The organism is Mycolicibacterium sp. P4_G11, from assembly GCF_056555145.1.
This window is the reverse complement of record NZ_JBFUJW010000016.1, coordinates 67,736-85,087: the sequence shown is the minus strand read 5'-3', so window position 1 is coordinate 85,087 and position 17,352 is coordinate 67,736. Positions and strand designations below refer to the sequence as shown.

At 65.2% G+C, this 17,352-nt stretch carries 19 protein-coding genes; 3 read left to right on the top strand and 16 right to left on the bottom strand.

Features of this window, described 5'->3' with window-relative positions; translation table 11 throughout:
• The first annotated feature begins 16 nt into the window (after positions 1-16).
• Entirely contained in the window at positions 17-595 is a 579-nt protein-coding gene (locus AC1U2B_RS27735) for a helix-turn-helix domain-containing protein (RefSeq protein WP_071289154.1), read from the top strand.
• A gap of 127 nt (positions 596-722) precedes the next feature.
• Complete coding sequence (locus AC1U2B_RS27730) at positions 723-1,082, top strand: hypothetical protein (protein ID WP_480219305.1); 360 nt, start codon at positions 723-725, stop codon at positions 1,080-1,082.
• Here the strand turns inward: AC1U2B_RS27730 and AC1U2B_RS27725 are convergent, their stop codons facing one another.
• From AC1U2B_RS27725 to AC1U2B_RS27660, 14 genes are all read right to left on the bottom strand, one after another.
• Positions 1,083-1,745 carry a CAP domain-containing protein gene (locus AC1U2B_RS27725; RefSeq protein ID WP_480219304.1) on the bottom strand — a complete coding sequence of 221 codons (663 nt, stop codon included), beginning with the start codon at positions 1,743-1,745 and terminating at the stop codon, positions 1,083-1,085.
• Positions 1,746-1,773: 28 nt separating this feature from the next.
• Positions 1,774-2,136 (bottom strand): DUF732 domain-containing protein, encoded by a 363-nt coding sequence (locus tag AC1U2B_RS27720; RefSeq protein WP_480219303.1) that lies wholly within the window; start codon positions 2,134-2,136, stop codon positions 1,774-1,776.
• A 5-nt stretch (positions 2,137-2,141) separates the two neighbouring features.
• Positions 2,142-2,768 carry a hypothetical protein gene (locus AC1U2B_RS27715; protein WP_480219302.1) on the bottom strand — a complete coding sequence of 209 codons (627 nt, stop codon included), beginning with the start codon at positions 2,766-2,768 and terminating at the stop codon, positions 2,142-2,144.
• Positions 2,765-3,403: an Rv1363c family protein gene (locus AC1U2B_RS27710; protein WP_480219301.1), complete on the bottom strand. Its 639-nt coding sequence runs from the start codon at positions 3,401-3,403 to the stop codon at positions 2,765-2,767. Before AC1U2B_RS27710 ends, AC1U2B_RS27715 begins: the two co-directional genes overlap by 4 nt.
• Entirely contained in the window at positions 3,367-4,818 is a 1,452-nt protein-coding gene (locus AC1U2B_RS27705) for an MCE family protein (protein WP_480219300.1), read from the bottom strand. Before AC1U2B_RS27705 ends, AC1U2B_RS27710 begins: the two co-directional genes overlap by 37 nt.
• A complete protein-coding gene (locus tag AC1U2B_RS27700; RefSeq protein ID WP_043399737.1) occupies positions 4,819-5,976 on the bottom strand; it encodes an MCE family protein in 1,158 nt (385 codons plus the stop codon).
• Positions 5,973-7,283: an MCE family protein gene (locus tag AC1U2B_RS27695; protein WP_480219299.1), complete on the bottom strand. Its 1,311-nt coding sequence runs from the start codon at positions 7,281-7,283 to the stop codon at positions 5,973-5,975. The genes AC1U2B_RS27700 and AC1U2B_RS27695 overlap by 4 nt, the downstream gene beginning before the upstream one ends.
• Positions 7,280-8,617, bottom strand: a complete 1,338-nt coding sequence (locus AC1U2B_RS27690; protein ID WP_480219298.1) for an MCE family protein — start codon at positions 8,615-8,617, stop codon at positions 7,280-7,282. The genes AC1U2B_RS27695 and AC1U2B_RS27690 overlap by 4 nt, the downstream gene beginning before the upstream one ends.
• Entirely contained in the window at positions 8,614-9,618 is a 1,005-nt protein-coding gene (locus AC1U2B_RS27685) for an MCE family protein (RefSeq protein ID WP_166651555.1), read from the bottom strand. The genes AC1U2B_RS27690 and AC1U2B_RS27685 overlap by 4 nt, the downstream gene beginning before the upstream one ends.
• Positions 9,619-9,678: 60 nt before the next feature.
• Positions 9,679-11,112 carry an MCE family protein gene (locus AC1U2B_RS27680; RefSeq protein WP_480219297.1) on the bottom strand — a complete coding sequence of 478 codons (1,434 nt, stop codon included), beginning with the start codon at positions 11,110-11,112 and terminating at the stop codon, positions 9,679-9,681.
• 3 nt (positions 11,113-11,115) lie between these two features.
• Positions 11,116-11,970, bottom strand: a complete 855-nt coding sequence (locus AC1U2B_RS27675) for an ABC transporter permease (protein WP_043399748.1) — start codon at positions 11,968-11,970, stop codon at positions 11,116-11,118.
• Positions 11,971-11,979: 9 nt separating this feature from the next.
• Positions 11,980-12,753 carry an MlaE family ABC transporter permease gene (locus tag AC1U2B_RS27670; protein WP_043399751.1) on the bottom strand — a complete coding sequence of 258 codons (774 nt, stop codon included), beginning with the start codon at positions 12,751-12,753 and terminating at the stop codon, positions 11,980-11,982.
• A gap of 345 nt (positions 12,754-13,098) precedes the next feature.
• Positions 13,099-14,172 carry a response regulator transcription factor gene (locus AC1U2B_RS27665; protein WP_480219296.1) on the bottom strand — a complete coding sequence of 358 codons (1,074 nt, stop codon included), beginning with the start codon at positions 14,170-14,172 and terminating at the stop codon, positions 13,099-13,101.
• Positions 14,169-14,987, bottom strand: coding sequence for a LuxR C-terminal-related transcriptional regulator (locus tag AC1U2B_RS27660; RefSeq protein ID WP_480219295.1), 819 nt, complete (start codon positions 14,985-14,987; stop codon positions 14,169-14,171). Before AC1U2B_RS27660 ends, AC1U2B_RS27665 begins: the two co-directional genes overlap by 4 nt.
• On the opposite strand from AC1U2B_RS27660, the gene AC1U2B_RS27655 reads away from it, so the two are divergent.
• Complete coding sequence (locus tag AC1U2B_RS27655; protein WP_480219294.1) at positions 14,970-15,257, top strand: hypothetical protein; 288 nt, start codon at positions 14,970-14,972, stop codon at positions 15,255-15,257. The two genes, AC1U2B_RS27660 and AC1U2B_RS27655, sit on opposite strands and share 18 nt — an antisense overlap.
• Positions 15,258-15,499: 242 nt before the next feature.
• Here AC1U2B_RS27655 and AC1U2B_RS27650 read toward each other — a convergent pair whose 3' ends face one another.
• On the bottom strand, positions 15,500-16,588 hold the full coding sequence (locus AC1U2B_RS27650) for a bifunctional RNase H/acid phosphatase (RefSeq protein WP_480219293.1): 1,089 nt from the start codon (positions 16,586-16,588) through the stop codon (positions 15,500-15,502).
• Positions 16,589-16,599: 11 nt separating this feature from the next.
• Positions 16,600-17,352: a zinc ribbon domain-containing protein gene (locus AC1U2B_RS27645; RefSeq protein WP_071289178.1), complete on the bottom strand. Its 753-nt coding sequence runs from the start codon at positions 17,350-17,352 to the stop codon at positions 16,600-16,602.

The window sequence follows — 17,352 nt, the reverse complement described above, 5'->3', positions numbered from 1 at the left end:
GCCAAGCTGATTTGCCATGCAGGCAAACCCTGAGGACGACGACATCGAAGCGCGGGTCCGGCGGCGGTTGCGGGAGCTGCGCATCCAACGCGGCATGACGCTGGAAGACGTTGCGCGCGCGGCCGATATCGACATCTCGACGTTGAGCCGCCTGGAGTCGGGCAAACGCCGATTCGCACTCGACCACCTGCCCCGGCTCGCCGCGGCGCTGTCGATCAGCACCGACGAATTGATGCGCGCCCCCGAGGCCGAGGACCCGCGGGTCCGTGGGGCGTCACACAGCCGCGACGGGATCACCTATTGGCCGTTGACCCGCGGCGGCCCGGCCGGCGGTCTGCACACGTTCAAGATCCGCGTCAGCACTCGGCGTCGGACGCCACCTGCCGAGCTGCCGGTGCACGACGGCCAGGAATGGCTGTATGTGCTGTCAGGGCACCTGCGGCTGCTGCTGGGCGATCGCGATTTCACCATCAAACCCGGTGAGGCCGTGGAGTTCTCGACCTGGACACCGCACTGGTTCGGCACCGTCGACGGCCCCGTCGAGGCAATCGCGATCTTCGGGCCTCACGGCGAGAAGCTGCACGTGCGCAACTGAGATCTTCCTTGACGTCAAGGAAAGCTGACGGCCCCGAATCAAACATGTCCTGGAGACAGGTCCCCGACCCTCCGACATTGTCGGTGCCACAGCGCATACTTCCCGAAATGCCTGGGGAGGGACAGACATGGGTGGGCCATCTGATGATCCGTACATGCGGGAGTTGGGCCGTCGGGCACTGGTGGACCTGCTGGGCGAGGACGGTGCCCACCGAGCCCTCAACGGCCTCGACCTCGACTTGCCTGACGATGACCTGTTCGAGGAGCGCGAGCCGGAACCCGATCCAGTGTTGGCCGATTTCTACAGCGGAAACAGCTTGCGCGCCTTGGCCGAAGCCCGGGACGGGCTGGCCGCCGCGAAAGAACGCTACGACGCGGCCATCACGCAAGCCCGCAAGGCCGGCTGGAGTTGGGCCGAAGTGGCGCGGGTTCTTGGCGTCACCAAGCAGGCCCTGCACAGCCGGTTCCGGGACCGGGCGCCCGGTTGATTAGTTCGCCGGATATGCCGGCGGCGGGTTCACCCCGCGGAGGATCCAGGGGAACCAGGTGAAGAAGTGCTCGATCTCGTCGCTGCCGTCGTAGTCGGGGCTCGGGTCGAAGCCGTTGTTGCCGCCACCCTCCTTTTCCGACCGGTGCGGCGGTTCCGGCAGCTGACCATAGACGGCGACGACGACGGTGCGGTCCAGACTGTTCTCGGACCACACGCCCATCTGGTTGTTCGCGCAGTTGGCCATGATCGCCTTGATGGCGGGGTCGTAGTACCACTGGTTGATGAGCTCGACGCCGCTGATCGCGAGCGCCGGATTGGTGGCCACCGTCTGCGCCACCGACCCTCCGCGGTACCCCGCCTGTTCGGCCCGCATCTGCGGCGTGGATCCGTCAGAACCGATGTCCCCGTCCAAGTCCCGGTTGGCCATCATGTCTTTGGCCTGCCGCTCGGCGGCCTGCTGGAGCTGCGGGTTCACGGCGACGTCGTTGGTGCAACCGGCCTGGTGCTGCACGGTGTAGACGTTCGACACGACGGAATCGTTGAGCCGCTTGTTGTTCGGAATCAGAGTGTTCCCGTTGTCAGCGTGCGCGAGCGGCATGCAGAGCACAGCGCTGACGGGCGCAACAGCCAACGCAGATAGCACCAGCGGCCGGCATCTCATGTTGGAATCCTTTGCGTGAGAATCATTTTCATGGATGGACACCTGGCGGCGACTGGTAGTGCGCGGCTGACTTGCGCAGCTGCCAGATCTGCGCGGGGCACAGTTCGTTGACGGCCTGCGAAATCAGGTAGGACGCCTGGTAGTCATCGTCGGTACCGAAATCGCCTCGTACGTCACCCATCACCTGGCCGAACGGCTGCCCGGCTGCCACCTTGTCGCAGATGCCGTAGCCATAGCCCAGGGCGGCATCGGCATTCGGAAAGTTGTAGCCGGGCCGCACCGTCACGCCGATCAGATACGCGGTCGCGTCGGCATGCGACACCGGCGCGAACACCGTCGGCACGCTCACCACCGCCGCGGCGAGCAGCCCACAAGTCCACCGTCTGGTCATGCGACTCACATCGGATCGAATTGCGAGATGAGCCAATGCCCCTCAACCTTGTCGAGGGTCACCCGGACGCTCGACGCGGTGCTGGTCGGTGCGCTTTCGCCGATGATCATCGTCTGATCAACGAACAGCATCACCACCGCATGGTTCGGGGTCGCCTTGGTCCACGCCGCTGCGGGCACCGTGGCGACGGCTGAGATCTTCTTCTGCTTGGACCCGGGGATCACCACGTCGCGCGTGAGCGAGGTGTAGGAATTGAGGAAGTTGCCGGTCATGTACTTCTTGGCGGCTTCCAGATCCTTGTCGACGGTCTCGGGCTTGTAGGACAGCAGGGCGATGGTGCCATCGGTGGCCGCCTTGGTGGATTCCTTCTTGGCCGTGTCGGTCTCGCTCAGGGACACGTCTTTCCATTGCAGGTAGCCGGCCGCTCCGCCGAGCGCGAGGACGACTGCGGGCAGCAGGCCGTAGATCGCCACGCTCGCCCACGCGACGCGGCGCCGCCCGGCGGCAGGCGCCGCGTCGGTGGTCTCTGCGGCGTCGAACTCGACCGCGTTGTCGAGCTCGTCCACCGAAGCCGTTGCCTCGTGGGACTTTTCAGCTGCGGCGTTGTCGCCGCGGGACTTGATCAGTTTCACGGCACAAACTCCACGTTCGACACCTTCATCGCATCACCGACTTTCTGTACCGCTATCCGCATCCGCCACTCCCGTGGATCCTGGGCCGGCACACCGACATTCGCGGTCTTGACCGCAACCGCGACGAGCACCTGCGCCGCGTCGCCCGACTCCGATTCCAGCCCGGCCTCGATGATCGAGCCGCTGGATGTTGACTTCGCCTCCTTGACGACCTTGATGAAAGGTGCTGACCGCTTGGCGAAGTCGTCGTAGAACTCGCCCGTCGCGCTGTCGAGGATGCGCTGCACGTCGGCATCGGCGCGCTGCCAGTCGATGGTCGTCAGGTTGAGCGCGCCCTGCCTGGCGGCCTGGACGATCTGGCTCTGCCGGTCGTCGACCTGCGTCGCCCGGTGTGTCCGCACCACCAGCCAGCCGACCAGGGCGCTCAATGCGACCACCAGGATCAGCCCGAGCACCGCCACCAGCCGGCGAACCGACTTCGGCTTCGCGCTGTCCTCCACGACCTCGTCGGTACCGAGGTCATCCTCGGTCACCTCATCCAGGTCGTCGTCCACGTGGTCGCGGTCGCCGTCGAGGACAGCGACGCCACCACCTTCCGTCAGCTCCCCGGCTGCGGCGTCATCATGCTTTGCCATGTCTTCTCCTTCGGAGCTGTATTCGCCAAATCGGCTTGGGTGTAGGTCTTTCCGTCTGGACCGACGTATGTCCCGGACGCCGGGTCGTACTCGGCCACCGCGACCGGCGGCGGTGGTGCCCCACCAGCCGGCGGCGGCGAACCCGGCGGCAGTTGCGGTACGTCCTGCCCGGTCCAGGTGGCGTTCGGATCGCCTTTCCAGTTGTAGCCGTCGTTGAGCGGCACGTAGGGCTCGTTGCTCTCGCACTGCTTGACGGTGGCGGCACGCTTGCCGGGCACGGTCTCGCACGGCAGGTTCTTGGCACCGCGCACGTTGAACATGCCGTCCTGCGGAGTCCGGCAGTAGAGGTTGCCGGCCGGCAGCTCCGGATAGTCCTCCAATGCGGGATTGCGCATCTGCTGGGCCGGCAGGTAGCCGGTGCTACATACGGGCGGCAGGTTGACGTTCAAGTTGAAGCTCAGGTACGCACCCTTGTAGGCCTGCTTGGTATCTCGGTTCGCGATCGTGACGCCCTGGGCTGCTTCCGTCGTGCGCGGCAGGAGCACCAGGAGCTGTTCGAGGTTGGGTTGGTAGGTGATCGCCACCTTGTTGATGGACACCAGGTTCGCCAGCACCACCGGCAATGTCGGGCGCAGCCGGTTGAACAATTGCCCCATCTCACCGAACGCCGGACCGCCCTTGTCGAGAACCGTGCCCAGCGCCTTGTCCTGCGCCTGCAGCTCGGTGGTCACGGTGGCGACATTGGACGCCCAGGCCTGAATCGCGCCGGACGTGTTGGACTGTGAATCGAGCACCGGCTTGACCTGATCGATCAGCTTGAGCATCGGATCCAGGTTCGCGCGCGCATCGATGGCCAGCTGGCTACCACCCTTGACGATGTGCGAGAGCTCCGGCCCCAGACCACCGACCGCCGTGGCCGATTCATCGATGACCGTCTTGAGATTGTCCTTGGGAACCGCCTTGAGGCCCTTGGTCAATGAGTCAATCACGGTGTTGATATCCACTGGCACCGAAGTGTGAGCCAGCGGGATCACGTCGCCGTCCTTGAGCGGTCGCGAGTTCGCATCGCGTGGTGTCAGTTGCACGAACTGCTCACCGATCGCCATCTGGCTGTGCACGTCGGCCTGTACGTCCGATGGAATGTCGGTGCCCGAATTGAGCGACAGCTCCGCCTGCACGCCGGTCGGCGTCAGACCCACGGACTGCACCCGGCCCACCACGGTGCCGCGGTAGGTGACGTTGCCCGTCGCGTACAGGCCGCCGGTCTCGGGCAGCTCCATCTTCACCACGTAGCGACCGATGCCGAACAGCTTGGCGGGCAACTGCATGTAGATGAGGCTCATCATGGTCACCGCGATCAGGGCGATGAGGGCGAAGATCGCGAGCTGAATTCTCACGCGTTTGTCTAGATGCATTTACGGCCCCTGATCCCAGCGGTACGGAATGGTCAGCGGATTGCCCGGGTTGAACGGACCGCCCGCGGTACACGGGCTCGGGAACTGGCCGATGGTCCGGCCCCACTGCAGTTCCATCTCCGTCAGGTCGCACTCCCACCGAGTGCCGGTGAAGAACGCCTGATCGATGCGGCTCAGGGTGAGGTCCACCACCGCGGTGAGGTTCGCGAAGTCACCGCGCTGCCACTTCTCGATGGTGTCGCTCGGGAAGGGCACCGTGGGAATGAAGCTCAGCGCCCGGGTCATGGCGGGTCCGGCGTTGGCGAGCTGTTCCAGCGTCGGCCCCAACTCCCGCAGTTCCTTGACCAGATTTTCCCTTGACTTGGTCACGGTGTCCGTCGCCAGCGCGGCGAACTTGCTGAGCTTGTCCGCCGCGGTGACCAGGTTCTCGCGCTCACCGTTGACCACCGCCAGTGCTTGCGGGATGGTGTCGATCGCGCGATCGAGGACCGGCTGGTTCGCCGCGAGCTTGCCCACCACCTGGTTCAGGCTCTCCGACGCGGCGATGATGTCGGGGGTCTGGTCCTTGAGGTTCCCGGTGAATTGGTCGAGCTGCTTGATGAGGCTTCGCAGGTCTTCCGCCCGCCCATGAAATGCCGTGCTGAGCGCTTCGGTGATGTCCTGCACGTTGCCGATGCCACCGCCGTTGAGCACCATCGACACCGCGGAGAGCGTCTGCTCGACCGAGGGGAAACTGCCACTGTTCGCGAGCGGAATCACCGACCCCTGGTGCAGTTTGCCTTGTGGCCGAACATCTTTGGGCGGCAGCAGTTCGAGGTGCAGCGTGCCCAGCAGACTGGTCAGTCCAAGCTTGACGATCGAGTTCGCCGGCACGTCCACATCACCGTTGAGCTTCATGGTGACCAGCGCGTGCCAATCCTGCCGCTCGATCTTGGTGACCGTGCCGACGGTGACGTCAGCGACCCGGACCCGCGAATTCTCTTGCAGGTTGGTGACGTCCGTCATCTGGGCCTGGACTTCGAACGCCCCGGGTCCCCCGCCTTCGGTGCCCGGCAGCGGCAGGCTGTTCGCGCCGCGCCACCCCGAGCAGCCGGCCGAAGCAAGCAACGTCAGAGCGGCCAGGGCGCAGCCGGCCGCAGAGCGCAGACGGCGGCTCATGACCCACCTCCAGCTGTTGGCGTCATCATCCCGGCCAACCCGGCGTTGGCGTCGGTGGTCACTGTCGGGGCTGCCGGTGGCTCGGGCGCGGGAGCCGCCTGTTGCGCTACCGGAGCTGCTGCCGGCCGGGACGGTGGCACGTAGTCGGGCCGCATCCAGTCCTCGCTGTAGGTGACTTCGTTGGGCCTGGCCTGGGTGCCGACAAACAGGTTCTCGCCCAGCGGCGGGAAGTTGTATTGGCGGTTCTTGACGATCGGCGCCAGGTACTGCGCGCACAGCTTCGCGGACTGGTCTGCGCCGAGGCGGGACGCGGCCTGGATCGCTCCGCAGATGAAGCTGACGGGGTTGGCGAAGTTGTTGACCGCCAGGATGCCGGTCAGCGAGCCGACCGCCGGCTCGTAGATGTTGTTGAGATCGGCCAATGCCGTTGGCGCCACGTGCAATACCTGCTTGATGTCATCGAGGCTGCCAACGATCGCGGTGCTGATCGAGGCCAGCTTGTCCGACGCCGTTCCCGCGGCTTCCTTGTTGTCCGCGACGAAGGTCCGCAGATCGTCGGCGACCGAACCCATGTCGCTCAACGCCCGACCGATCTTGGTCGGATCGTCGGCGAGCAGTCCGGACACCTCGGCGAGGTTGCCGTTCAGCCGCTCCAGCAGTCCGGTGCTGTCCTGAAGCGCCGACACCAAGGTCGACAGATTCTTGAACGTCGTGAACAAGTCGTTGCTGTGGTCGCCGAGAATCGAAACCGCCTGCGACAGCTTGATCACCGACTCCCTGATGCTGGCGCCCTGCCCGCGCAGGTTGTCGGCCGCGGTGTTGATGAATCCGCCGAGGGTGCTCACCCCACCCGGCTGGTCCGGCTTGAGCAGCTCGGCGAGACGTTGCAGCTGCGACCGAACCTGATCCCATTCCACCGGAACTGCCGTCCGGCTCTGCGGGATGACGGCGCCGCCGCTCATTGTCGGCCCGCCCCGGTAGGGCGGGATCAGCTGAATCGCCCTGCCGGTCACCAACTGTGGCGACAGGATGACGGCCTTCGCTTCGGCCGGCACCTTGTACTTGTCGGCGAACCAGAAGGTGACCTTCACCCGCTGCGGCTGCGGCTCGATCTTCTCGACCTTGCCGACGGGCACGCCTTGGATCATCACGTCGTCGCCGGCGAACAGCTGATTGCTGTTGTCGAAGTAGCCGACGACCTCGGTGTGTGACATGCGGTCGAACGCCTGCAGCGCGAAGTAGCCGCCGCCGAGAACCAGGGCCACCACGGCTGCCACGATGAGCGCGCGTGTGGGCAGCTTGCTCATTGTTGTCCTCCTGCCCTGGGGATTTCAACCGGGTCCGACACGTTCACTGGCGGTGCCTTCGGTGGTTCCGGCATGGCTGTCTGACCAGGCGCCAGCGCCGGTGGTCCAGGTGGCGGCCCACCGGGAGGCAGTGCCGGTAACGGTTCGCGGTACGGGTAGCAACCGGGACCGGGCAGCTGGGGGCCGCAATTGGCGTCGCCGGGCTTACCGGTGATGGCGTCGGGGATGGTCATATGCGGCTCGCCGCCTTGACCGGTCCGCGGGAACGGCACCGGCAACGGCGGGGTGCCCGGCTGCCCGGTCTGCGGATCCTGAAGCTGCGACGGCAGTTTCGTGTTCGGGTCCACCCCGAGGTCCGAGAACGCGGCATCGACGAACGGCTGCACGAACTGACCGGGCAGCAGGTTGACGATGTACGCCTTGAAGAACGGGCCCGAACCGACCGCATCACCCAACGCCATGGCGTATTGACTGAGGCCCTTCATGGCCTGCGTCAGACGTTCCTTGCGGTTGTCGACAATCGCCAGCACCCCGTTGAGCTTGTCCAGCGCCGGCCGCAATTGAGCCCGGTTCTCGGCGATCAATCCCTTGAGTTGCTGCGAGACCGACGACAGGCTGTTCCACAGCTGGCTGACCGCGGCGCTCTGCGAACGCAGTTGCACCAGTAGCGCATTGGTGTTCCGCACCAAGCCCACCACCTGGTCGCTGCGCTTGGCCAGCACCGTCGTCGCCTTCGACGCATTTTCGAGCAGGGTGCGCAGTTGCGCGTCGCGGTCGTTGAGCGTCTTGGAGAACCGCGCGATGCCGTTCACCGCTTCCTTCAGGTCCGGTGCGGTGTTCGCGAAAGCCTCCGAGACGGTGGCCAAGGAGTCCGACAGCTGATGCGTGTCCAGTCCGCTGATGGCGGTGGTCACATCGCCCAGCGCATCGGGGAGCTGATAGGCCGACGTTGTCCGTTCCAGCGGGATGGTGCCGGTGAGGTCCCCATTGCCCTTGGGCAGGACTTCGAGCATCTTGCTGCCCAGGATGCCCTTGGTCTTGATCGCGGCCTCGGTGCGCTCCCCTAGGTGCACGTTGTCGTCGATGCTGAACTTGACCAGCACCCTGGGACCGTCAAGGTCGATGCTGGCGACCCGACCCGCCGGGAATCCCGAAATATCCACGGGCGCACCGGTATGCAGGCCACTGGCGTCTTCGAAATAGCCCGAGTACGTGGTCGTGCCACTGACGAACGGAATCTTCTGGAACAGGAGCGCAACCGTGGCGACCAGCACCACGGCGCTGATTCCTATGGCGCCCAGGGCGAAATGACTTCGCTCGGCAAAAGGTTTCATCTGGGCGTGCACCGTCCCGTGGTCTGGCTGGCGACCTTGACGTACATCGGTTGTCCGCCTTTGCCGTTGAGCTTGAGCACCGCATCACACAGATAGAAGCTGAAGAAGTCGCCGTAGATGCCCTGCCGGGACAGCGCGCGGTACTTGTCGGGCAGGGTGTTGAGGAAGTTGTCGAAGTACTCGTGGTCGGCCACCACGAGGCCCGCGACCCGGTCCACTTCGTGGACGGTTTTGGCCAACGGAGGCCTGGCCTCGGTCAGCAAGCCGGCGATCGAGTTGGCGGCCGCGTCGGTGTAGGCAACCGCGTTCGAGATGTCCGTCTTGCGTTGTGCCAGACGGTCAACCAGCTCCGACAGCGAGACCACGGCCTTGTCGAGCTTGTCGCTCTTGCCACCGAAAGCGGTGAGGACCGAGTTCAAATTGACGACGACCTCTCCGATCAACTGATCGCGGTCGGCCAACGTGTTGGTGACCACCGCGGCCTGCGCCAGGAACGATCCGATCGACGGTCCCTGCCCCTGCAGTGCCTGGATCAGCTGTCCGCTCAGATCGTTGATCTTGTCCGGGCTGAGGGCCTGAAACAGCGGACGGAACCCACCGATGACGGCATCGAGGTCGAGTGCGGGCTGGGTGCGGCTGACGGGAATCGTGTCGCCCGCGTTGAGCTTCTTGGTACCGCCGGCACCTTCCTCCAGAGCCAGGAACCGATCGCCGACCACGTTGTCGTACCGAATCACCGCACGGGTGCCCTCGGTCAGCACGACGGAACTGTCCGCACTGAATTCCACCGTCACCGTCGAGTCGCGGTTGATCTTCACGCTCTGGACCTGGCCGACTTCCACACCCGCGATGCGAACGTGGCTGTCCTTCTTCATGTTCGAGACGTTGGCGAACGTGGCGAAGTAGTTGCGGCCCTTCTCGAATCGCAGATCGGCGAAAACGGCCCAGAGAGCCACCGTGCCGAGCGCACACACCGTCAGGAAGATGGCCAGACGCACCATCGTGCCTTTAAGACTCTCCACGGCACTCCTCCTGTCTCGGTCGTTGGTTGATCGTCATGGTCAGTTCCCGCCCACCTCGGCCGGCAACGCAGGCGCGTCTACCGGCGGCGGGACCTCCGCCGCGGGTCCGGGAGCCGATTGTGGTTGTGCGTCAGCGGGATTGGGCGCCGCAGGCGGCACGCCCGGCCACAGCGGCACCCCGCCGGGTCCGTACAGCGCCGCGCCGTAGGGCGGCGCCCCGGGGTACGGGATAGGGCCGGGAGCCGGACCGGGCAGGCACTGCCGAACGCTGGGCGCTTCCGGCACGGCACGGGTGGTCTGGAACCACTGGGCGTAGCACGGGCTCCCGATGCCGGGGTTGGGCCTGATATCGAGCCCGGTGCCCCACCCGGTGTTGGTGATCAGTTGTCTCACCGGGAAGTTCTTGGCGATGTCGGGCAGTGAACCGCAACCCGGCTTTCCGCCCGGTCCACCCTTCGCCCCGTTGATCGGCAGGTTGTCGGGGAAGACGTACGGATTCTTGCCCGGCAGCAGCGTCGCGTCGAGGATCAGAGACCGACCGTCGTCGCCACCGAACACTCCCCAGGCACCCGAGTCGAGGAACTTCTTGGTGCCTTCCAGCCAGCAGGTGTATCCCGGGCTGTACTTCAGCAAGAGGTTCGTCGTGGGTTCCAAGGTGTTGATCGCGTCGACGAAGTTGTCCTTGCTCGGCCCCAGCAGGTCGGTGCCGGCCTCGGAGAATCCGATGACGTTCATCAGCAGGCTGTCGAGCGACTTGGACTTGTTCGTGACCGTGACGCTGGTGGTGCTGGCGGCATTCAAGATCTTCACGATGTTGTCCGCGGCCTGGCCATAGGTGTCGTTGAACTGTTTGAACGACCGCCAGTCGTCCTTGATCTTGTCCGAGCGAGCGTTGAGTGCGGTCAGCACCTCGTTGAGATCCGTTGTGGCCTGGCCCATTCGCTCGCCCTGGCCGCGGACGCCGTCGGCGACGGCGCTCAACACCGAGTTCAGTTTCGCCGGATCGACCATGTCCAACAGATTCACGATGTTCTCGAAGACCGTGTCGACCTCTGTTGTCGTGTGGACCGCATGCAGCACAGTGCCATCGGCAATGCGAGCGCTACTGGGTGTCTGCGGATACACCAGATCCACGAACTTGGCGCCGAACGCCGTCGTCACACTCACCTGGGCGCCGACGTTGGCGGGAATGTACTTCACCTGATCCGGATCGAGCTTGAGTTGCAGGGTCGCCCCCGACTTGTTCACGTCGATCTGGCTGACGCGCCCCACCAGCACGCCGCGCATCTTCACCTTCGCGTTGTTCTCCAGCACCAGTCCCGCGCGGTCGGCCATCACCGTCACCGGCACGTAGGACTTCGCCGCGCCGGTGAAGATGACCACGGTCACCACCATGAACATTGCCGTGAACACGACCAGCGCCAGTGCCCACCATGAGTTCGGGATCCGTCGATCTCCCTTGCGCGTTTCCACCCGCTAACCCGCCATGTTGAAGTTGCCGGTCTGCCCGTAGATGGCCAGTGAGATGAAGACGATCTCGATGGCCGCGATCACCATGGACAAGCGCACCGCACCGCCGACCGCCTCACCGACCCCGGCCGGACCGCCGGAGGCGTTGAACCCGAAGTAGGTGTGCACCAGCATGATTACGACCGTCATGGCCACGCATTGCGCGAACGACCACATCAGGTCGGTCGGGTTGAGGAACGTGTTGAAGTAGTGGTCGTACACGCCGGCGCCCTGCCCGTAGATGGTGGTGGTGCCCATCCGCGCGGCGAAGAACGCCATCATCACCGCCACGCAGTACAACGGGATCACCACGACCACCGCCGCCAGCACCCGCGTCGAGGCGAGATAGGTGATGCTGCGGATACCGATGACCTCGAGCGCGTCGATCTCCTCGTTGATGCGCATGGCGCCGATCTGCGCGGTGGCACCGGCCCCGATCGTGGCCGACAGCGCCACCGCGGTGGTCGCCGGCACGATCATCCGGACGTTGAGGAACGCCGACGCGAAGCCGGTGAGGGCCTCGAAGCCGACGGATGAGAACTGGTTGTAGCCCTGGATCGCCACGAGGGCACCGGTGGTCATCGTCAAGAAGCCGACGATCGCGACGGTGCCACCGACGACGACGAGCGCGCCCGTGCCCAAACCCGTTGCGGCGATGAGCCGAAGCAGCTCGGCGCGGTAATTCATCACCGCGTCCGGAATCGCGGTGATGGTCTTCACGTAGAACGCGGCCTCTTCGCCCAACCTGTTCCACCGATTGACCACGGTCTTGTTCAGCTTGTCGAGCCGCGGGTGCATGCGGCTGGGGACGTCGACAGTCATCGATTCACCTCACGACACCGTGTATTGGATCGCGACCGCAGTCACGATGACGTTGATGGCGAACAGCACCATGAAGGTGAACACCACGGTTTCGTTCACCGCGTTGCCCACGCCTGCAGGGCCGCCTTTGACGGAAGTGCCCTTGTAGCAGGCGATCAGGCCGGCCGCCATGCCGAACAAGGTCGCTTTGATCAACGCGACGATGATGTCCCCGGGGCCGGTGAGCAGGTCCAGCCCGCCGACGAACGCGCCCGCCGAGACGTGCTGAACCGCCACGCAGAACAGGAACGCGCCGATCAGACCCACGAGAATCACCGTGGCGGACAGGGCCAATGCCACCGTCGTCGCGGCCAGCACGCGGGGCACCACCAGGGACCGGATGGGGTTGATGCCCATCACGCGCAGCGCATCGAGTTCTTCGCGGATGGTCCGGGCCCCGAGGTCTGCGCACATTGCCGTGGCGCCCGCCCCCGACACGACGAGCACCGTGACGATCGGGCCGATCTGGTTCACCGTGCCGATCGCGGCGCCGGTGCCCGAGAAATCGGCCGCGCCGAATTCGGTCAGCAGAATGTTGAAGGTAAATGTCAGCAGCACCGCGAACGGCATTGTCAGCAGCAAGGCGGGCAGCACCGATACCCGCGCGACGAACCATGTCTGCATCACATATTCGTGCCACGCGAATGGCGGCTGGAACATTTGCACAAAGGTGTCGAAAGTCATGGCGAAGAAGCCCCCCAATGAGGTGACCGGCTTAGCCGCAGTGCGAGCAATCGCTACCATTTATCGCCTGCGCTTTCCAACCATTGCGCGTAATCCATTACATATGGTCGATAAGCGATCGCTGCGGCCAACATGAGTGGAGACGCTATCAATGCAGGTCATCGCCCGACACCTCCAGATGGAGGGATCTAGTCCTGTGAGGTACCCCCCATCGGAGGGACATCTGTGTCCTGCGCCACACCTTGCGTGCCGGAATCAGAATTCCGCGATGGCACCACAAATAATCCATATCAGGAAATAGCTGAATCCGCGACAGAAGGACCATTTTGCGCACGACTCGATTCACGACGTCGGCAAAAATTCACGGCATGCCGAAGAATTGCCACCACAGAAATTGGCGCGGGACTATTGCGCCTGTTCACCGAATCCGGATTGCGCGTCCATATAGAGGGTGATGGCTTCCAACCGATTGGCGGCGCCGATCTTTCGCAGGATCCGCTTGACGTGCGTCTTGACGGTTTCCACCGAAACGACGAGCTCATCGGCGATCTCCGCGTTGGAGTCGCCCAGCACCATCCTGGCGAACACGTCACGCTCGCGGTTGGACAACGTCGCGGTGAACGCGTCGACGGCCGCGACCGCCTCGAACCCGTCATCGTCGCCGCCGGCGTCGAGGCTGACGGCCGTTCCCGCAATGCGATCGGCTTCCTCGGCCAGCCGGGCGGCGGCTCCGATGATCGAGACCCGAAGTTGGTCCACCCGTTGGGAATTCAGCAATCGTTCGTAGACGAATGAGTACACCGACAGGAGCAGTCCGAGCGTGTCGACATCACCTTCGGCGATGGCGCCCCGGGCGCGCGACATGTGGACCAGTGCCACCACCTTCGCCTCGACGACGATCGGTGCGACCAGATAGTCCGGGGCACCGAGGATTTCGCAGAAGCCTTCGGTGGCGGGCACCTCACCGCCGTCGGCGTGGACGATCCGCCGGAACCTGACGCAGTCCTGTTCGGCGATGCAGGCGTTGCGCGGCAGCGGGTTTCCGGTGCCGCGCGTGCCGTGCGATGTCACGGGGATGAACTTGTCGGGCGCTATCGACGACAACACCGCGCTGCTGAATCCGATGGTGTGACACAACTCTGTGCACACCTGACGCTCGAGCGCCTGCATGGACGGGGCCGCTTTCAACCGCCTGATGCTGTCGATCACCGAACGCGCCGTCGCGCCGGAGTCGTCGCCGCTGACCAGGCGCGCCTCGACCTGCGCTTGCAGCGATGCCATCAGGAGCCGCTGAGCCACGGCCGGCATGAGGGCGATGCCTTCGCCGTCATCACCGAAGAGCACCTCCTCGGTCGTAGCCGCCGAGTTGGCGATGGCTTGCTCGAGAGTGGTCGCCTTGGTCGGCCGCGGCAGGTTGAGCACGCTGCGCAGGTGTCCGTCAATCTGGTTGAGTCTGGTCACCATCGCCCGGCGCGTCATCGTGGCCGTCCGCTCCCCACACCGGCGTCCATCGCCAGGTACATCGCCAGCGCCGCCGCCCGGTTGGTGGTGTTGAACTTCTCGGCGATACGTTTGAGGTGCGATTTCACGGTGCCTTCGGAAATCAGCAGGCACCGCGCGATGTCCCGGTTGGTGGCGCCGGTCGCGACGTAGGACATGACCTCCCGCTCGCGCGGGGTCAACTCGGGCGACGTGGGCTGATCACCGGCCTGCTGGGGCGCCGCGTCAGCGTCACCCGCCGCCGGCGCCGACGCACCCCCGGGCACCGATCGCGTCATGAGTTGATCCATCGTGGCGCACAGCTTGTCGACCTCGATGCGCTGCTGCAGTACCTTTTCCTCGAGTGCGGCCCGCTCGTACACCACTGCCAGGCACTCGGCGAACGCCTCGAGCAGATCGAATTGATCCATGACCGTGGTGTCGGGGGCCGCCGGGAAGTCGGCATGCAGCATCCCGATCACCGTGCCGCCCACGGTGATCGGCGCCGCGAGGTAGTCCTGCCGAGCGGATGCGGTCGCGCGGGACACGACGACCCCGTGTCGCCCTCGGACCAGGGCGGCCTCCGCCTCGGAATCCTCGAACCGGACGGGCACGCCCACCGAGAACCCCTGGAAGAAGCCAGATGTCGCAGCACGACCATGCAGATACCGTGGCAGCCAGTCGTGCTCACGAACGGTGGACACCATCACCCGGGTGAATCCGAAGTCCCGGCACAACAGCGTCATCGCGGTCTTGATGGTCTCCCGCGACGACGTGCCGCGCAGTGTATCGACGGCGTGGCGAATGGCATTCACGCGCCCGACCCCACGAGCCGCCCCACGACCATTGAGCTCCCGCCGGAGCCGCTGGACCCCGGCCAACAGGTCCTCGGTCGCGCCACCGGCAGCGCGCTGCCGTTCGAGGCGGTGCCGAAGGCAATCCAATTGACGATCCAACTGGCGATGCAGGCCAGATCCATGATGCTTGCGGACCGGCTGGACCAGGTGGTTTGCGTCTGTCGTCACCTCAGCGCGCCCGGCGATGACCGTGACCATTCACTCCCCTGCCTTGAGGTCGAATCATGACTGATGCCAACAAATTCCATGACGTCCATGGCCAAACGGGTCGGCAGCGCCGGCAGCTCTGCCCAGCTGCGGTCAAATCGCGTTCAACAACCGTTCGGAATGTTGCTACGCAGATTCTGCGCGGGCGACAGCTTTCGGACTATGTCCGCAACCGACGAAAAAACGAGAACTACCCGTCCCGCTCTGTCCTGACGCAACAAACCTGTGAATCAGCAAACCCCAGTGTTGTGCGGAGGGAGCGTCTACAGGTAGGCGGTTTGGTTGACCAGCCGCACCGCGGAGCCGCCATCGCCGAAGAACTCGGCGATGCTCAGCGACGCCAGGTCCAGGTGCAGGCGGTACAGGATGCCCGGCCCGGCATCGAGGGCCTGCCGCAGGATCGTCTTGATGGGCGTCACGTGCGAGACCACCAGTACCGTCGTGGCGCCGTGCTCGGCGATGATCCGGTTGCGGGCCCGGCGGATCCGGTGCGTCACCGTATCGAAGCTCTCGCCGCCCGGTGGCGCGACACTGGTGTCCCCCAGCCAGCGACTGTGCAGCTCCGGATCCCGTTTGGCCGCTTCACCGAACGTCAGGCCTTCCCAATCGCCGAAGTCGGTTTCGATCAGGTCATCGTCCACGGTGACATGCAGCCCGAGCGCATCGGCGGCCGCCTTCGCGGTGTCCAGCGCCCGTTGCAACGGCGAGCTGATCACGGCCGAGATTCCTTCGATACCACCGACATACGCGGCGGCCGCTGCGGCCTGCTGACGACCCAACTCGGTCAGCGGCGGGTTACCCCGGCCCGAATAGCGGCGGTGCACCGACAGCTCGGTCTGTCCGTGCCGCAGCAGCAGGAACCGGGTCGGCGCCCCCACGGCGCCGGTCCAACCCGGTGGGGACGGTTGTGCCGCAGCGGCTTTCGGCTCGGGAACCGAAGCAGCCGGAGCCGCCGCCGCGTCCATGGCCTCGTTGGCCAGCCGGTCGGCGTGTGAGTTCTGCGCCCGCGGAATCCACGTGTAGCTCACCTGCCCGAACCGCCGGGCCAACGCGGCTGCCTCCCGGTTCAACGGGATCAGGTCCGGATGCTTGACCTGCCAGCGGCCGGACATCTGCTCGACCACCAGCTTCGAATCCATCGACACGGCAACGTCATCGGCATCCAGGGCGGCTGCGGCCTCCAGGCCGGCGATCAACCCTCGGTATTCGGCGACATTGTTCGTCGCCACCCCGATGGAGTCGTTGCGTTCGGCCAGCACCTCGGCACGGTCGGCCGAAAACACCACGGCGCCATAGCCCGCGGGTCCCGGGTTACCGCGCGACCCGCCGTCGGCCTCGACCAGAACTCTCACAGACCCTGCACTCACAAATCACTAGCCCCGGCGCGGAAGTCCTTGACCCGCACCAGAATCACCCCGCACTCTGGGCAGCGCAGCACATCGTCGTCGTCGGCCGCGGAGATCCGGGACAGCTCGCCACGGTCCAGGTCGATGCGGCACGCACCGCAGCGGGCCCCCTGCAGCAGCCCGGCACCAGGGCCGCCCAGCTTGCGCTGCTTTTCGTACATCTCGGCCAGTTCTGGCGCCACCGAGCCCAGCAGCGCCACGCGGCGGTCACCTGCCACCTGACGGGCCTCGTCGATGGACACGAGTGCGTTGTCGCGCTCGACCTGCGCCGTGGTCAGATCACCCTGCAGCGCGTCGATCAGCGCCAACTCCTCGGCCTGCTCGCCCTGCAGCTCTTCACGACGCTGCATGATCTCCAGCTGCTGCTCCTCGAGCGCGGCCTGCCGGCGCTGCAGCGTCTCCAGCTCGTGCTGCAGTTCGGCCACCTGCTTGGCCCCGACCGAACCACTGTCCATCAGCTGCTCATCGCGGGTCTCACGCTGGCGGACCGCGTCGATCTCGGACTCGAACTTGGCGATCTGAGCGTCCAGATCCTCGACGGCGATGCTCAGCGCCGCCAGCCGGTCGTTGGCTTCGCGGTGCTCGGCCTGCACTGCGTCGAAGCGCTGCTGCTCGACCAGGTGCGTCGACCGGTGCGTCAAACGGGTCAGCGCGGCGTCCACTTCGGCCACCTCGAGCAACAAACGTTGTTGCGACACTTCAGCTTTCAT

Excerpts from the sequence above, each read along its gene's own strand:
- AC1U2B_RS27695 (WP_480219299.1), bottom strand. The coding sequence starts at position 7,283 with ATGAGCAAGCTGCCCACACGCGCGCTCATCGTGGCAGCCGTGGTGGCC.
- AC1U2B_RS27730 (WP_480219305.1), top strand. The coding sequence starts at position 723 with ATGGGTGGGCCATCTGATGATCCGTACATGCGGGAGTTGGGCCGTCGG.
- AC1U2B_RS27645 (WP_071289178.1), bottom strand. The coding sequence starts at position 17,352 with ATGAAAGCTGAAGTGTCGCAACAACGTTTGTTGCTCGAGGTGGCCGAA.
- AC1U2B_RS27710 (WP_480219301.1), bottom strand. The coding sequence starts at position 3,403 with ATGGCAAAGCATGATGACGCCGCAGCCGGGGAGCTGACGGAAGGTGGT.
- AC1U2B_RS27675 (WP_043399748.1), bottom strand. The coding sequence starts at position 11,970 with ATGACTGTCGACGTCCCCAGCCGCATGCACCCGCGGCTCGACAAGCTG.
- AC1U2B_RS27705 (WP_480219300.1), bottom strand. The coding sequence starts at position 4,818 with ATGCATCTAGACAAACGCGTGAGAATTCAGCTCGCGATCTTCGCCCTC.
- AC1U2B_RS27700 (WP_043399737.1), bottom strand. The coding sequence starts at position 5,976 with ATGAGCCGCCGTCTGCGCTCTGCGGCCGGCTGCGCCCTGGCCGCTCTG.
- AC1U2B_RS27685 (WP_166651555.1), bottom strand. The coding sequence starts at position 9,618 with ATGGTGCGTCTGGCCATCTTCCTGACGGTGTGTGCGCTCGGCACGGTG.
- AC1U2B_RS27735 (WP_071289154.1), top strand. The coding sequence starts at position 17 with ATGCAGGCAAACCCTGAGGACGACGACATCGAAGCGCGGGTCCGGCGG.
- AC1U2B_RS27665 (WP_480219296.1), bottom strand. The coding sequence starts at position 14,172 with ATGACGCGCCGGGCGATGGTGACCAGACTCAACCAGATTGACGGACAC.
- AC1U2B_RS27725 (WP_480219304.1), bottom strand. The coding sequence starts at position 1,745 with ATGAGATGCCGGCCGCTGGTGCTATCTGCGTTGGCTGTTGCGCCCGTC.
- AC1U2B_RS27690 (WP_480219298.1), bottom strand. The coding sequence starts at position 8,617 with ATGAAACCTTTTGCCGAGCGAAGTCATTTCGCCCTGGGCGCCATAGGA.
- AC1U2B_RS27670 (WP_043399751.1), bottom strand. The coding sequence starts at position 12,753 with ATGGTAGCGATTGCTCGCACTGCGGCTAAGCCGGTCACCTCATTGGGG.
- AC1U2B_RS27720 (WP_480219303.1), bottom strand. The coding sequence starts at position 2,136 with ATGACCAGACGGTGGACTTGTGGGCTGCTCGCCGCGGCGGTGGTGAGC.